Origin of the sequence: Amycolatopsis sp. NPDC051903 (assembly GCF_044452505.1) — a bacterium.
In the GTDB taxonomy this organism is placed as follows: Bacteria; Actinomycetota; Actinomycetes; order Mycobacteriales; family Pseudonocardiaceae; genus Amycolatopsis.
This window is the reverse complement of record NZ_JBITBT010000034.1, coordinates 15,537-28,386: the sequence shown is the minus strand read 5'-3', so window position 1 is coordinate 28,386 and position 12,850 is coordinate 15,537. Positions and strand designations below refer to the sequence as shown.

Here is a 12,850-nt window from a genome sequence, read left to right as displayed (position 1 = left end):
CGCAGTCTGACCAGTTCGGAGGCAAGATGCGCATCACGCGTGAACAGAACGAACGGCTCACCCGCGTGGAGGGTGACGCACCCATGGGGCAGGTCTTCCGCCGGTACTGGATCCCGGCGGTGCTGTCCGAAGAGGTCCCGCAACCCGACTGCCCACCCGTGCGCGTGCGGCTGCTCGGCGAGGACCTGGTGGCGTTCCGCGACTCCAACGGTGAAGTCGGCCTGCTCGACGCGTACTGCTCGCACCGGCGCGCGCCGTTGTTCTTCGGCCGCAACGAAGAGTGCGGCCTGCGCTGCGTGTACCACGGCTGGAAGTTCGACGTGAACGGCAACTGCCTCGACACGCCGTCGGAGGAACCCGGTGCGCGGCTGCGGTTCCGCGCGGGCATCAAGGCCTACCCGGTGTACGAAGCGGGCGGGATCGTCTGGACGTATCTGGGTCCCGTCGACACGATGCCGGAGCCGCCGGACTACGAATGGCTGCGCGCGCCCGAAACGCACCGCGGGGTCTCCAAGACCAACGAGGCGTGCAACTTCCTGCAGGCCATCGAGGGCGGCATCGACACCGCGCACTCGTCGTTCGCGCACAACAACGACCTGTCCAACACCAAGTCGCTGCGAGCGCTGGACCGGCACCCGAAGCTCGAAGTGGACCTGCAGCCGCACGGCTTCACCTACGCGAGCCTGCGCCGGATCGGCGGGGGCCGCCGCTACCTGCGCGTCTACCAGTTCGCCATGCCGTTCATGCAGATCCGCAGCGTGCTGCTCAGCTGGCACGGGCGCGGTGAAGACGCGGAGTACCCGGCGCTGCACGGCCACATCTGGGTGCCGATCGACGACCACACCACCGCGATCTACAACTTCGCGTACTCCGCGCGTCCCGAGCAGCCGATGCCGGACAACTGGTTCGCCGACCACGAGGAGGAGATGGGCCGCGGTCCCGCGGACTTCAAGCCGGGCACGTACTGGCTGATCCGGGAGCCGGAGAACGACTTCATGATCGACCGCGAGGTGCAGCGCACGCGGACCTTCACCGGCATCGAGGGCGTCAACACCCAGGACTTCGCGATCCAGACCGGCATGGGCCCGATCGTCGACCGCAGCAAGGAAGCGCTCGGCAGCACCGACCTGGCGATCTCCACGGCGCGCAAGCTGCTGCTCGACGCGACCCACCGCGCCGAGCGCGGGGAACCGATGGTGGGCGCCGACCCCGAAGACCACCGCGGCACCCGCGCGGCCGACCTGCTCGTGACCGAAGGAGACCCCTGGCGCGAGGTCGCCAAGGACCTGCAGACCGCCTGGTACTGATCCGCCGCCGACCCAGGAAAGCGACCGATGACCTACAAGATCGTGACCATCCGCGCCACCGGCCTCACGCCCGAAGCCGTGTCCGAGGAACTCGAGCGCGAGCTCAACGCAGCCGTGGCGGACGGGTGGACCTTCGACCGGATCCAGCCGATCATCTACAACTCCTCGACCACGGGCTACCTGCTGCTCATCCTCAACCGGCAGGGGGAGAGCGCATGACGCGCCGGCTCACCGTCGCCCTCACCGGCAACACCTTCACGCGCCCGGTGCTCGACGGGCGCGTGGGCATCGCCGGCGTCGAGCCGACGCTGCTGTCCTACCACCCGTCGGAGTTGTTCTGGCGCCAGCTGCACTTCGCCGAGTTCGACGTGTTCGAGGCGTCGCTGTCGACGTGCTTCCGGCTCGCCTCGCTGGGCGACCGGCGGTTCGTGGCGCTGCCCGTGTTCACCACCCGCACGCTGTGCCACCTGGGGATCGTGGTCGGCGAGCGCTCGGGCGTCGAAACCCCGGCGGATCTGCGGGGCCGCAAGATCGGCGTGCCGGAGTACCAGCAGACGTCCGCGGTGTGGAGCCGCGGCGTGCTGCAGCACGACTTCGGTGTCGACCCCGCCGAGGTCCACTGGTACATGGAGCGCGGCGCGGCCCACAGCCACGGCGCGGCGACGGATTTCCGGCCGCCCGAGGGTGTGCGGGTGGATGTGCTGGCGCCGGAGGAGAACATCGGGCTGCTGCTGGCCGAGGACTTCCTGGCCGGTTCGCTCCTCTACCTCTCGGAGAAGAACCTCGTCGACCGTTCGCCGGACCGCAGCGAGGCCGAGCTGCGGGTGCGCCGGCTGTTCGACCCCGAAGCCGAACGCGCGCGGTACCTCGCCGGTGGCACCGGGCTGCACGCCACGCACTGCGTCGCGGTGCGCCGGGAGCTCGCCGAGGAGCTGCCGTGGCTCGTGCTCAACCTGTACTCGGCCTTCGCCGAAGCCAAGGCGGCCGTGCTCGCCGACGTCCGCACCGCGCTCGAACCCTGGCGGTTGCTCGATCCCGCCACCACCGCGGCGGGCGAAGCGCTCGCCGCGACCGACCCGGCGCCGTACGGCATCGAGGCCAACCGCCCGATGCTCGAGCGGCTCGCCCAGTACGTCGCGGAGCAGGGCATCGCCGTGCGCAAGGTGTCCCTCGACGAGGTCTTCGCGCCCCAGACCCTGGACCTGTAGGTCTCCCACCACCCACCGACCCCGAAGGAGGAGCCCATGGCTGAGATCGTCGCCGCGGCTGCTGCCGTCCACGCGCCGCAGCTGCTGAGCCGGCCCGCGCACGAGGAACTCGACAAGCTCGACAAGAGCACCGACGCGCTGGTGGCGTTCGGCGCCGCCATCGAAGCGGCCCAGCCGGACGCCGTGCTGGTCATCGGTCTCGACCACCTGGAGACCTTCTGGCTGGAAGCCGTGCCGACGTTCACGATGGTGGTCTCGCAGGAGTGCGAGGCGCACTACATGGAACAGCGGATGCGCAAGCAGGTGCACACCGAGGTCGCCGTCGACCTGCTGAAGAAGGTGATCGCCGACGGCTTCGACGTCACCTACTCCCAGGAAGCCGTGCTGGGCCACGCGTTCCTCACGCCGTTCAAGTACATCCTCGGCCAGACCGACGCACCGGTGGTGCCGCTGCTCGTGAACACCTACCTGCCGCCGATCCCCAGCCCGCGCCGCTGCTACGAGCTGGGCCGGGCCATCGGCCGCGCCCTGGACACCCGCGACGAGCGGATCGCGATCATCGCGAGCGGCGGGATGTCGCACTTCCCGGGCACGTCGAGGTACCTGGCGCCGAACTACGAGTTCGACCGGTGGGTCGTGCAGGAGGCCGCGGCCGGGCGCTACCAGGAGCTGCTCGACCTCACGCCGGTGAACCTCGACGAGGTCGGCGAGAGCGAGCTGCTCACGTGGTTCGTGCTGCTCGGCATCATCGGCGAGCTGCCCGGGCACCTGCTCTCCTACCAGGAGCTGGCCCACCACGGCCAGGGCGTCGTGCAGTTCCTGCCCGAGCCCGCCGAGGGCACCGTCCACGAGGCGAGCCGGGAGACGTCCGTGCCGAAGTACGGTGGGTACGAGTTCACCAGCGAGGACTACATCTACTACAAGTTCCCCGAGCCGGAATCGTTGCCGCTCAACCGGTTCCTGCACCGCTTGATCGTCGAAGAGGACCTGCGTGATGACTACGCGCGCGACGCCGAAGCGGTGATCACGGCCAGCGGGCTGGCCGCGCGCTTCCAGGAAGCGTTGCGGCAGCCGGGTTTCGACGCGCTCGTCGAGGCCGGCGCGCACCCGCTGCTGGCCCTCTCGTCGCGCCAGGTCGTGCGGCTGGCCACCGACAGCCTGGCCGCCGGGACGGCCTCGTGACCGCGCCCGAAGGCACGGTCGAGGTCGAGGTCGCCGCGCGGCGGGTCGTCGCGAACGGGGTGCTGGAGATCGAGCTGCGACCGGTCGACGGCACGCCGTGGCCCGGCCACGGGCCCGGTGCGCACGTCGACGTGCACCTGCCCAACGGCCTGATCCGGCAGTACTCGCTGCTGTCCGCTTCGGACGGAGCTCAGCCGGCGAAAATCGCCGTGCTCAAGACCGACGACTCGCGCGGCGGGTCCCGGTTCGTGCACGAGCGGCTGCGGCCCGGGCACCGGATCCTCGTCAGCGAACCGAAGAACACCTTCGAGCTGGGGGAGAAGGACGCGCACGCGGTGCTGATCGCCGGCGGGATCGGCGTGACGCCGCTGCTGGCGATGGCGCGCCGGCTCGCCGCGCGGGGCGCGTCCTTCGAGTTCCACTACCGCGTGCGCACGCCCGACCGGGCGGCGTACGCCACCGAGCTGGCGGCGCTCGTCCCGGCCGGAGCTCTGCACGTGGCCGCGGACTCCGACGGGAGCACCTTCACTCCCGAGGACGTGCTGCGCGCCGCGGGTCCGAACGCGACGGTCTACGTGTGCGGGCCGGAGGCGTTCATGGAGTACGTGCGCAAGGGCGCGCTCGCCGCGGGGATCGCGGCGGACGCGTTCCGCGTCGAGCACTTCAAGCACGAGGCCGACACCGAAGGCCGCCCGTTCACCCTCACCGCCGCTCGCAGCAAGGTGACCGTGCGGGTCGGCGCCACCGAAACGCCGGCCCAGGTCCTCGACCGCGCGGGCGTGTTCGTGCCGACGGCGTGCGAACAGGGCGTCTGCGGGACCTGCGTCGCGCGTGTCGTTTCGGGGACCCCGGACCACCGCGACGTCGTCCTCACAGCGGCGGAGAAGGCTTCGGGCTCCGTGGTGACGCTGTGCTGCAGCCGTGCTGCTACTCCGGAGCTCGTCGTCGACCTCTGATTGTCGAACAATCTCGTCAACGAAATCTCTGGCTATCTTGTCCGACGTCACGTAACCTCCTGTACGCGGGTGGCGCGGCCCCGACGCCCGGCACCCCCTCCGGCGCACCGCGAATCGCGGTCGCCACCGGAAAGAGGAGCAACGATGCTCAAGAGATCCGGGCAGCGCCTCGCCTGCCTGCTCTTCGCCGCCGGCCTCGGTGCACTGACGGCGGCGTGCGGGTTTCCCCCGGTGAACACCGAAGCCGCCGCGGTCTACTCGAAGTTCGCGGCGCTGCACGGGAAATCTCGCCACGACCAGCTGGTCGCCGCCGCGAAAGCCGAAGGCCAGCTGGTCATCTACGTCACCAACACCGCGATCGAGAAGAAGATCGTCCCCGCGTTCGAAAAGGAGTACGGGATCGACGTCGCCGTCTACCGGGCGACGACCGAACAGGTCCGCGGCCGCATCCTGCAGGAGGCCGGCGCGCACCGGGTGCTCAACGACGTGGTCGAGACCAAGGACTCCGAGATGGCCATCCTCGGCGGGCAGGGGCTCATCGCGCCGTACACGAGCGACATCGCGAAGACGATCCCCAGCGAGGCGAAGACCGACGACATGGTCGGCGCGTACTACATCGCCACGCTGCCGATCCACAACGTCCGGCTCGCGCAGCCGAACGAGCTCCCGCGCGACCTGGCCGGGTACGCCGACCCGAAGTGGCAGGGCAAGGTCGCCGTCGACCAGGGCGACTTCAACTGGTACGAGGACCTCTACACCTATTACACCAAGCAGAAAGGCATGTCCGACGACGACTTCGTCGCTCTGATGAAGAGCGTCGCGAAGAACTTCCGCGTCGTCGACGGGCACGTCTCCAACACCACGCTGCTGCAGGCGGGCGACTTCCCGGTGTTCCTGTCGGACTTCCTGCAATACGTGCCCAGCCGCGCGAAGGACCTGTCGTTCCAGCCGGCGCTGCAGCCCGTGACGCTGCAGATCCTCGGCGCCGACCCGATGAAGGGCGCCGCCCACCCCGCGGCCGCGCTGCTGTTCTGCGACTTCTACCTCACCGAAGCGCAGAAGTACCTGCACGACGCCGGTTACATCCCCACCAACCCCGCGGCGATCCGGGGCTACCGGCCGCGCCTGCCGGAAGGAACCCACTTCGTGTACGACGACTGGCGGACCCTGGCTTCCGACCGGGGCAACGCGTGGCAAGAGGCCTGGAGCAACCTGCTCAAGGGCAAGGACCCGGTGCTTCCGCGATGACCCAGACCCTGCTCGACCGGCCCCCGGCCGGTCCCGGACCCGGACCGGATTCCGGTGTGGTGCGGCGGGTGCTGGGCCGCCTCGAGGCCAAGCACGTCGTGGTGGGCGTGGTCGTGCTGCTGCTCGGCTACCTCGTGCTGGTGCCGCTGGGTTTCCTGCTCTGGCGCACGTTCGTCGCCGACGACGGAACGGCCGGCTTCGACGGCTTCGCCCGCGCGTTCCCCAACGACGCCGACACGTGGTCGATGATCGGGAACACGCTGGCGTTCGCGTTCGGCTCGATGGTCGTGTCGATGGTGATCGGCGGCGGGTTCGCCTACCTGGCCGAGCGCACCGACGTTCCGTTCCGGCGGCTGCTGTCCCTGTCGGCGCTGGTGCCCCTGATCATCCCGGCGATCCTCTACGCCCCGGCGTGGATCTTCCTCGGCAGCTCGAACATCGGCCTGCTCAACAACGTCACGCAGTTCCTGTTCCACTTCAGGCCGTTCGACGTCTACTCCGTGCCGGGCATGATCTGGGTGCAGAGCCTGCACTCCGCGCCGATCGTCTTCCTGCTGCTGTCGGCGGCGTTCCGCGCCGCGGACCCGTCGATGGAGGAAGCCGCTCGCGTCGCCGGGCTCGGCCGCTGGCGCGTCCTGACGCGGATCACCTTGCCGATGGTCAAACCGGCGCTGGCCGGCGCGGCGCTGATCGTCTTCGTGCAGTCGCTGGAGGTCTTCGAGATCCCGACGTTCCTGGGCCTGTCGGGCGGGCACTACGTGCTCACCAGCAAGCTGTACTACCTCTACCAGGAATACCCGACGGACTACCAGGCGATCGGCGCGATCGGGATCGGGCTGCTGGTGATCGCCTGCGTCGGCGTCTGGCTTGCGGGCCGCGTCGGCGGGTCGCTGCGGGAGACCGGGACGATCAGCGGCAAGGCGTTCCGGCCCCGGCGGGAGAAGCTGGGCAAAGGGCGGTGGGTCGCCGGGGTGCTGGTGCTCGGCTACTTCGCGCTCGCCGTCGCGCTGCCGTTGCTGGTCCTGCTCTACTCGTCGCTGCTGCACACCTACGAGCAACCGAGCCTGCAGGCCCTGGGCGACCTGACGTTCGAGAACTACCGCACCCTGTTCAGCGACAACGGGCTCATCCACTCCTTCGAGCACACGGTGATCGTGGCCGTGTGCGCCGCGACCGCGGCGATGGTCATCTCGGCCGTGGCGTCGTGGGTCGTGGTCCGCACCAAGGCGTCCGGCCGTCGCCTGCTCGACGCGCTGGCGTTCTCGCCGCTGGTGATCCCCGGCCTGGTCTTCGGCGTGGCGCTGGCCGTGGTCTACCTGCGCACGTCGCTGCCGATCTACGGGACGCTGATCATCCTTTTCATCGCGTACACGACCCGGTTCATCCCCTACGGCATGCGCTACGCCGGCGCCGCGCTGTCCACTGTGTCCGGTGAGCTCGAGGAATCGGCGCACGTCTCCGGCGCCCGGTGGTTCGCGACGATGCGGCGCGTGCTGCTCCCGCTGGCCGCGCCCGGCCTGATCGGCGGGTGGGTCTACATCCTCATCGTCAGCTTCCGGGAGCTGCAGAGCAGCATCCTGCTCTACACGCCGGGCAAGGAAGTCCTCTCCGTCTCGATCTTCCAGGAGTACCAGGACGGCAACACCACGCTCGTGTCGGCGATCGGCGTCGTCCTCGTCGTCGTGCTGACGGTCCTGGTCGTCATCTCGCAGCTGATCGCGGCGCGCCGCGGCGTGCGCACCGAATAGCCCGAACCCAAGGCGGTCGAAGTGATGCTCAAGATCAACGACGTGGTCAAGAAGTACGATCCCGCCGCCGCCGGCCGGCTGCGGCGGCGCGGGGTGGACCCCGGCCGGCACCGCCCGGCGCTCGGCGGCGTGAGCCTGAGAGTGGAGGAGGGCCAGTTCCACACCCTGCTGGGTCCTTCCGGGTGCGGCAAGACGACCCTGCTGCGCTCGGTGGCGGGGCTGGAGCACCCCGACTCGGGCGAGATCGAGCTGGGCGGCGACACGCTCTTCTCGGCGACGCGGTCGATCGACCTGTCGCCGGATCGGCGCAAGCTCGGCATGGTCTTCCAGTCCTACGCGATCTGGCCGCACATGTCCGTGCGGCAGAATGTCGCGTTCCCGATGCGGGTCGGGAAAGCGAAGCGGCCCAAGGCGGAGGTCGACAAGCTCGTGGCCGAAGCGCTGGAGTCCGTCGGGCTCGCCGAGGCCATCGACCGCTCGGCCACCAAGCTCTCCGGCGGCCAGCAGCAACGGCTCGCGTTCGCCCGCGCGATGGTCGGGCGGCCGCGCCTGCTGCTGCTCGACGAACCGCTGTCCAACCTCGACGCGCAGCTGCGCGCGTCGATGCGCCTGGAGCTCAAGCGGCTGCAGAGCGAACTCGGGCTGACTACGCTCTACGTCACCCACGACCAGGCCGAGGCGCTGGCGATCTCCGACGTGATCACGATCATGAACGGCGGCCGCATCATGCAGCAGGGCACGCCGCGCGAGATCTACGACGACCCGGAAAACCTGTTCGTGGCGCGGTTCATCGGGTCGCCGAACCTGTTGTCCGCGAAGGTCGACGAGGGTTCCGGCCGGCGGACCGTGCTCACCGGGGTCGGGCCGCTCGTGCTCGACGAACCGGTGCGCGCCGGGCTCAGCGACGTCGTGCTCGTCATGCGCCCGGAGGACCTCGTGCCACGCCGCCGTGGCGATGAGGAGCCGGGCGCCGGAGAGCTGTCGGGGACCGTCGTGGCCCAGTCGTTCGAGGGCGAGTGCCTCCGCCACGTCGTCGCGGTGGGGGACGAGCGGATCGAATGCCGGTCCGCGCGGCACTCGGAGGTGCGGCCGGGTGACGAGGTCGTCGTACCGGTGCCGGGGCGGGCGTTGTCGGTGGTCGACGCGCGGGACGAACGGGCGTGAACCGGTGGTGAAACACCCGATCGTCCGGTCGGATTGCCAACGATCCTGTTAGGGTAAAATGGCAACGATCCGGCTGAAGGGCCGGCCTGGGGAGGGAGGGGCGGGCGCGCATGGAGCACCGCGAAACGCTCGTCGACCGGCTGCGGACCGCCATCGTCCACGGCGAGCTCTTCCCCGGGCAGCGGCTCGTCGAGCTCGAGCTCGCCGCGGCGTTCGGTTCGTCCCGCGGCAGCGTGCGCGAAGCACTGGTGATGCTCGAGAACGAGGGGCTCGTCGTCCGCGAGCGCAACCGCGGCGCGTCCGTGCGGCCGATTTCGCTGCGCGAGGCGATCGAGATCACCGAGGTCCGCGCCGTGGTCGAGGGGCTGTGCGCGCGCAAGGCCGCCGAGGTGGTGGGCGCCGAAGACCGGCGGCACCTGCAGAAGCTCGCCAAGGCGATGCGCGCGGCGGTGAAAGCCGGTGACATCGCGGCCTACAACGACATCAGCCAGGAATCGCACCACGTGATCCGGGAGCTGGGCGCTCAGCAGACGGCCAACGACGTGCTGGAGCGCCTGCGCTACCCGAGCGTGCGGTACCAGTTCCAGGTGTCGTTGCTGCCCGGGCGGATCGAGGAGGGGCTCGCCGAGCACGTCGCCGTCATCGAGGCGGTCGCCTCGGGCGACGGCGACGCGGCCGAGGCCGCGATGCGCGGGCACCTCCTGAGCCTGGTCGTTTCGCTGCGCAAACTCAGCGAGCTCGGTGGCCTGCCGAAGACGACGCTCGGGCGCACTTCCGCTTCCTGACGGCGTTTCCCGGGGCGGCGGCTTCCTGTTCCGCTGCCGGGCGACCGTGGTGTCGCCCCTTCGTTCGACGGGGTGATCGCTTGGACTTCGACGCGCCATCGCCGCTCGGCCCCGCCGCGGCTCACGAGATCTCCGCGGCCATCCGCGACACCATCATCCGCGGCGACTTCGTCCCGAACCAGCGCCTGGTCGAAACCGACCTCGCCGACCGCTTCGGCGCCAGCCGCGGCGCGATCCGGCTCGCACTGCTGGACCTCGTCAACGAGGGTCTGGTCGAGCGCGTGCCCAACCGGGGCGCCCGCGTTCGCGCCGTGTCGCTTTCGGAAGCCCTCGAAATCTGTGACGTGCGCCTGGCGCTCGAACCGCTGTGCGCCTCCCTCGCCGCCACCCGCGCCGGCTCCGCCGACCGCCGTGACCTGGAAGCGCTGGGGGAGTCCATGACGGCTGCCGTCGCCGCCGCGGACGTGGTCGGGCAGTCCGAACTGAACCACCTCCTGCACCACCGCATCCGCACCCTCAGCGCCCACCACACGGCGACGCAGATCCTCGAACGCCTGCGCGCTCAGGCCGCCCTGCACCGCTTCCGCCTGACCCGCCGCCCGGGCCGCGCCCGCGAATCCCTCGCCGAACACCTGGCCCTCATCACGGCCCTCTGCGCCGGCGACCCGGACCGCGCGGCGGAAGCGACGCGCCGCCACCTGCACGGCGTGCTCGCCGCACTGCGCGAATCAGGGTGACACCTCGCCCGGCGTGCGGGCGGTGCGTCCAGGCTCGTCGTCACCGTCACCGTTGCGGGAGATCTTGGTGAGGACTCGTTCGGCGCGCAGCTGTCCATTCGGGTCGTGGATCGCGATCGCCGCACGGGTTCCCCAGTGCGGCAGCGTCATCACATCGAACCTGCAGGCTCCTCGACCGATGCCGTTGTGCCGCAGGACCTACAGCTCCGCGTCGGTTGTGCGGGTGGGGTTTCGCGGAGTCGTCCACGGGGCCCGTTCGGCCGCCCCCGGTTCGGTGAACGCCAATACGGAGTCGTCGAGCGGGTGCAGCAGCAGGCCGCCCTCGGGAGTCTCGTCGAACTCGCCCGCGATCAGGAGCAGGGGCTGTCCCTCGATCTGCAGCCTGATCTCCGCGAGGACGCCTTCGTCGCGGAAGGTCGCGACGTCGTCGACCCGCCCGGTCGGCAGTTCGGTCAGCGCTCGCCACCGGTAGCTCCCCCGGTGCGATCCGTCGTCCGAGACGTCGTAGTCCGGGTTCGGCCGCAGGCCGAACAGCAGGTCGTCCGGCGAATCGTACTGGTAGGTGGTGATGGTGAGGACCCTGCCGCTGTCCATTTGGGCCCGGAGGCCGAGCAGTTGAAGGCAGTGCACGCCGGGGTCGGTGAACCGAGGAGGGTCCTCCCGGAACGCCATCTCCACGCCGGTCCACGACTCGACGCGCCGGCCGCGCAGGGAAGTGAAGGCGCGGGCCGTGTCGAGGAGCCAGGTGGGGGTCACGCGGGTCCGCGGGCGGCGAAGACGCGGGTGAACGTGTCGAGCAGCTTGCGGCGGCCGGAGACCTTGACGAGGCCGCACTTGATGGCCTGCACGAGTTCCAAGTAGGACGGCACCGTGTCGGGCTCGAAGGTGAGCGCGAGGTCCGGCCGGCCGGGGGCCGGGCCGGTGCCGGCGTCGAGTTTGCCGTCGGTGACCGTCGCGTGGACGGTGAAGCCCGGGGTGTGGATCTCCCACGAGGCGTCGACGCCGGTGGCCGCGGCGGGGTCGAAGGCGGCGCGCAGCGACATGGTGAGGGCTTCCGGCGTGACGATCTCGCCGGGGCGCGGTTCGCCGAGTTGCGTGGCGCCCCAGCGGCCGAGCGCGTGGATCGCGGGTTCGAGTTCCCGGCCCAGCGGTGTCAGGGCGTAGACGACGCCGCGGCTCGGCGCCGGTGCGATGCGGCGCTCGGCGAGGCCGGCCTGTTCGAGCTCTTTCAGGCGGGTGGACAGCACGTTCGACGGGATCCCGGGCAGGCCGTCGACCAGATCGGTGTAGCGGCGCGGGTGGATCGCCAGATCCCGGACGATCAGCAGAGCCCACCGTTCGCCCACGAGCTCCAAGGCTCGTGCGAGCCCGCAGTACTGGCCGAAGGCACGCCGCTTCATCTTCTCACGATAGCACTGCCTCGGATGCGAATCGTAATTTCTAAAGAGAAGTCTACTTGCAAAGATGAAGTATCAGGGTTAGCGTCGTTCCCGTGACCACGGTTCCGGTCACTCCCCAGTGGACGCCGACCCCGGAAGGGTGCGGCACAACCAGTGAAAGCGAGCGATGATGACTTCGGTGAAGGATGCGACCGTGCTGGTCACGGGCGCGAACGGCGGGCTCGGCAGCGCGTTCGTCGACGCGCTGCTGGAGCGCGGGGCGCGCCGGGTGTACGCGGGCGCGCGCACCACCAGGAAGTGGAGCGACGAGCGGGTCGTGCCGCTGCGGCTCGACCTGACCGACCGCGACTCGATCGCGCGGGCCGCGGAGACGGCGGGCGACACCACGATCCTGGTCAACAACGCCGCGATCTTCCCGCGCGGCGACCTGCTCACCGCGCCGATCGAGGACGTCGAGGCGACCATCAAGACGAACCTGACCGGGCCGCTCGTGCTGACCCGCGCGCTGGCGCCGGCTCTGCGTTCCGCGAAGGGGGCGCTGCTCAACGTGGGCTCCGTGCTGAGCTGGCTCGCGATCGGCAAGGCGCACAGCGTCTCCAAGGCCGGGCTGTGGATGGCCACCAACGCGTTCCGGCTCGAGTTCGCGCCCGACGGAGTGCAGGTCCTCGGCGCCTACCTCGGTCCGACCGACACGCCGATGCAGGCCGGCAACGACACCGCGGGCATGAACAAGCCCGCCGACGTCGTCGCGGCCGTTCTCGACGCTCTGGAAGCGGGCGAGCACGAGGTGCTGGTGGACGAGCTGACCCGGCAGGTCCACGCCGGACTCGCCCAGCCGGTGACCGCCCTCTACCCGGCTCTCGCGGGAAAGTAACCCGGCTCGGTTCACTGTGGACGGTACGGTCCACAGTGAACCGCCCGGGATCCGGTTCGTCGGCAAGCCCCCGAGCTCGCTGCGGATCGCGCTCGAGGTGACGGCAGCCGGACGCCGGGACGTCGTCCCGGACCAGGTTCCGCGCGGCGCCGCGACGGGAACGGCCCCAGCCGGCCCGGCCCAGTGGCGTGCCACGCCCGGCCGATCAGTCACGAACGTTTATCATCTACCTCCACGCGGC

The 12,850-nt window shown here is 70.2% G+C and carries 14 protein-coding genes; 11 read left to right on the top strand and 3 right to left on the bottom strand.

Translation table 11 applies throughout. The features are described from left to right. Positions 1 to 26 precede the first annotated feature (26 nt). The 10 genes from ACIA77_RS40960 to ACIA77_RS40915 all read left to right on the top strand — a co-directional run bounded on the left by ACIA77_RS40960 (position 27) and on the right by ACIA77_RS40915 (position 10,335). Positions 27 to 1,307 (top strand): Rieske 2Fe-2S domain-containing protein, encoded by a 1,281-nt coding sequence (locus ACIA77_RS40960; RefSeq protein ID WP_395891534.1) that lies wholly within the window; start codon positions 27 to 29, stop codon positions 1,305 to 1,307. A 27-nt stretch (positions 1,308 to 1,334) separates the two neighbouring features. Next, positions 1,335 to 1,526: a hypothetical protein gene (locus ACIA77_RS40955; protein WP_395891533.1), complete on the top strand. Its 192-nt coding sequence runs from the start codon at positions 1,335 to 1,337 to the stop codon at positions 1,524 to 1,526. Next, positions 1,523 to 2,515: a hypothetical protein gene (locus ACIA77_RS40950; protein ID WP_395891532.1), complete on the top strand. Its 993-nt coding sequence runs from the start codon at positions 1,523 to 1,525 to the stop codon at positions 2,513 to 2,515. Before ACIA77_RS40955 ends, ACIA77_RS40950 begins: the two co-directional genes overlap by 4 nt. A gap of 36 nt (positions 2,516 to 2,551) precedes the next feature. Then, complete coding sequence (locus ACIA77_RS40945) at positions 2,552 to 3,697, top strand: hypothetical protein (RefSeq protein ID WP_395891531.1); 1,146 nt, start codon at positions 2,552 to 2,554, stop codon at positions 3,695 to 3,697. Then, positions 3,694 to 4,653 carry a PDR/VanB family oxidoreductase gene (locus tag ACIA77_RS40940; RefSeq protein ID WP_395891530.1) on the top strand — a complete coding sequence of 320 codons (960 nt, stop codon included), beginning with the start codon at positions 3,694 to 3,696 and terminating at the stop codon, positions 4,651 to 4,653. Before ACIA77_RS40945 ends, ACIA77_RS40940 begins: the two co-directional genes overlap by 4 nt. A 144-nt stretch (positions 4,654 to 4,797) precedes the next feature. Next, a complete protein-coding gene (locus ACIA77_RS40935) occupies positions 4,798 to 5,901 on the top strand; it encodes an ABC transporter substrate-binding protein (RefSeq protein WP_395891529.1) in 1,104 nt (367 codons plus the stop codon). Next, positions 5,898 to 7,649: an ABC transporter permease gene (locus tag ACIA77_RS40930; RefSeq protein ID WP_395891528.1), complete on the top strand. Its 1,752-nt coding sequence runs from the start codon at positions 5,898 to 5,900 to the stop codon at positions 7,647 to 7,649. The genes ACIA77_RS40935 and ACIA77_RS40930 overlap by 4 nt, the downstream gene beginning before the upstream one ends. Before the next feature lie 24 nt (positions 7,650 to 7,673). Beyond that, positions 7,674 to 8,813 carry an ABC transporter ATP-binding protein gene (locus ACIA77_RS40925; RefSeq protein WP_395891595.1) on the top strand — a complete coding sequence of 380 codons (1,140 nt, stop codon included), beginning with the start codon at positions 7,674 to 7,676 and terminating at the stop codon, positions 8,811 to 8,813. A gap of 110 nt (positions 8,814 to 8,923) precedes the next feature. Continuing rightward, positions 8,924 to 9,598 (top strand): GntR family transcriptional regulator, encoded by a 675-nt coding sequence (locus ACIA77_RS40920; protein ID WP_395891527.1) that lies wholly within the window; start codon positions 8,924 to 8,926, stop codon positions 9,596 to 9,598. Between the two features lie 80 nt (positions 9,599 to 9,678). After that, complete coding sequence (locus tag ACIA77_RS40915; RefSeq protein WP_395891526.1) at positions 9,679 to 10,335, top strand: GntR family transcriptional regulator; 657 nt, start codon at positions 9,679 to 9,681, stop codon at positions 10,333 to 10,335. Here ACIA77_RS40915 and ACIA77_RS40910 read toward each other — a convergent pair. The 3 genes from ACIA77_RS40910 to ACIA77_RS40900 are packed head-to-tail and all read right to left on the bottom strand — an operon-like array spanning position 10,327 to position 11,735. Beyond that, positions 10,327 to 10,485: a hypothetical protein gene (locus ACIA77_RS40910; protein WP_395891525.1), complete on the bottom strand. Its 159-nt coding sequence runs from the start codon at positions 10,483 to 10,485 to the stop codon at positions 10,327 to 10,329. The genes ACIA77_RS40915 and ACIA77_RS40910 overlap by 9 nt on opposite strands. Before the next feature lie 48 nt (positions 10,486 to 10,533). Further along, positions 10,534 to 11,091: a hypothetical protein gene (locus ACIA77_RS40905; protein ID WP_395891524.1), complete on the bottom strand. Its 558-nt coding sequence runs from the start codon at positions 11,089 to 11,091 to the stop codon at positions 10,534 to 10,536. Then, a complete protein-coding gene (locus tag ACIA77_RS40900) occupies positions 11,088 to 11,735 on the bottom strand; it encodes a winged helix-turn-helix transcriptional regulator (protein ID WP_395891523.1) in 648 nt (215 codons plus the stop codon). Before ACIA77_RS40900 ends, ACIA77_RS40905 begins: the two co-directional genes overlap by 4 nt. A gap of 178 nt (positions 11,736 to 11,913) precedes the next feature. Between ACIA77_RS40900 and ACIA77_RS40895 the strand changes: the two genes are divergently transcribed. Continuing rightward, positions 11,914 to 12,609 carry an SDR family oxidoreductase gene (locus ACIA77_RS40895; RefSeq protein ID WP_395891522.1) on the top strand — a complete coding sequence of 232 codons (696 nt, stop codon included), beginning with the start codon at positions 11,914 to 11,916 and terminating at the stop codon, positions 12,607 to 12,609. The last annotated feature ends 241 nt before the right edge of the window (positions 12,610 to 12,850 follow it).

Coding starts and splice junctions, on each gene's coding strand:
- ACIA77_RS40935 (WP_395891529.1), top strand. CDS start 4,798: ATGCTCAAGAGATCCGGGCAGCGCCTCGCCTGCCTGCTCTTCGCCGCC.
- ACIA77_RS40955 (WP_395891533.1), top strand. CDS start 1,335: ATGACCTACAAGATCGTGACCATCCGCGCCACCGGCCTCACGCCCGAA.
- ACIA77_RS40900 (WP_395891523.1), bottom strand. CDS start 11,735: ATGAAGCGGCGTGCCTTCGGCCAGTACTGCGGGCTCGCACGAGCCTTG.
- ACIA77_RS40945 (WP_395891531.1), top strand. CDS start 2,552: ATGGCTGAGATCGTCGCCGCGGCTGCTGCCGTCCACGCGCCGCAGCTG.
- ACIA77_RS40910 (WP_395891525.1), bottom strand. CDS start 10,485: ATGACGCTGCCGCACTGGGGAACCCGTGCGGCGATCGCGATCCACGAC.
- ACIA77_RS40950 (WP_395891532.1), top strand. CDS start 1,523: ATGACGCGCCGGCTCACCGTCGCCCTCACCGGCAACACCTTCACGCGC.
- ACIA77_RS40925 (WP_395891595.1), top strand. CDS start 7,674: ATGCTCAAGATCAACGACGTGGTCAAGAAGTACGATCCCGCCGCCGCC.
- ACIA77_RS40960 (WP_395891534.1), top strand. CDS start 27: ATGCGCATCACGCGTGAACAGAACGAACGGCTCACCCGCGTGGAGGGT.
- ACIA77_RS40920 (WP_395891527.1), top strand. CDS start 8,924: ATGGAGCACCGCGAAACGCTCGTCGACCGGCTGCGGACCGCCATCGTC.
- ACIA77_RS40930 (WP_395891528.1), top strand. CDS start 5,898: ATGACCCAGACCCTGCTCGACCGGCCCCCGGCCGGTCCCGGACCCGGA.